Annotated in this window: 2 pseudogenes; both read right to left on the bottom strand. The window is 66.2% G+C overall.

The window, feature by feature from the left end:
- A pseudogene (locus HPA02_RS18115) lies at window positions 1–573 on the bottom strand (electron transfer flavoprotein subunit alpha/FixB family protein); the annotation flags it as partial.
- Between the two features lie 15 nt (window positions 574–588).
- A pseudogene (locus HPA02_RS18515) lies at window positions 589–739 on the bottom strand (electron transfer flavoprotein subunit beta/FixA family protein); the annotation flags it as partial.

The raw sequence follows: 739 nt of genomic DNA, 5'->3' as shown, positions 1-739 counted from the left end.
GGCCAGGGCTTCCTTGACGAAGGTCGAGCGAGTGTTGTCGACCACGGTCTCCACGGCCTCGACGCTGGCGCTACCCTGACCTTGTGAAGAGACGGCCACGGCATCGAAGGCGGTGGCGCGCACGGTGATCACCTTGAGGGCATCGGCGCTCTGCACGGTAGCGATGGCGTTACCGGCATAGATGGGGCGACGGAAGGTATCGGCGCTCTCCACGGCGATGATCTCGGAGAGTTGCCCGACGTCCTTGAGGGCGGCCAGCCGCGGCAGGACGTTCTTGCCGGTGGTGGAGGAGCAAGCCAGCACATGGCCGTAGTCGTCGGCGAGAGCCACCAGCAGGTCGCCCAGCGGCTCGGCCAGCTGGTTGGCATAGACGGCGTGATCGGCGACGCGCACCTTGGCCACGCCGTCGAGCTGGGCGGCGGCCTCGGCCACGGCGCTCACGCCTTGGCCCGCTACCAGCAGATGAATCTCTCCACCGCCGGCCTGGGAAATCTGCTTCGCCGCCGCGACGACGTGCGCCGTGGCCGGGCTCAATACTCCATCGTGATAGTCGGCGAGTACCAGGATGCTCATAAGATCGGCTCCCATTTAAATCACTTTGGCTTCGTGCTTGAGTTGTTCGACCAGCTCATCCACGGAGCCCACCTTGATGCCGGCCTGGCGCTCCGCCGGCGGCTCGACCTTAAGCAGCGTCACGCCACTGGTGATCTCCAGCCCCAGGTCCGCCGGCGTCGTGACG

The sequence above is a fragment of the Bisbaumannia pacifica genome (assembly GCF_007989625.1).
In the GTDB taxonomy this organism is placed as follows: domain Bacteria; phylum Pseudomonadota; class Gammaproteobacteria; order Pseudomonadales; family Halomonadaceae; genus Bisbaumannia; species Bisbaumannia pacifica.
The sequence above is the reverse complement of the archived record's forward strand: the minus strand, read 5'-3'. Positions and strand labels throughout refer to the sequence as shown.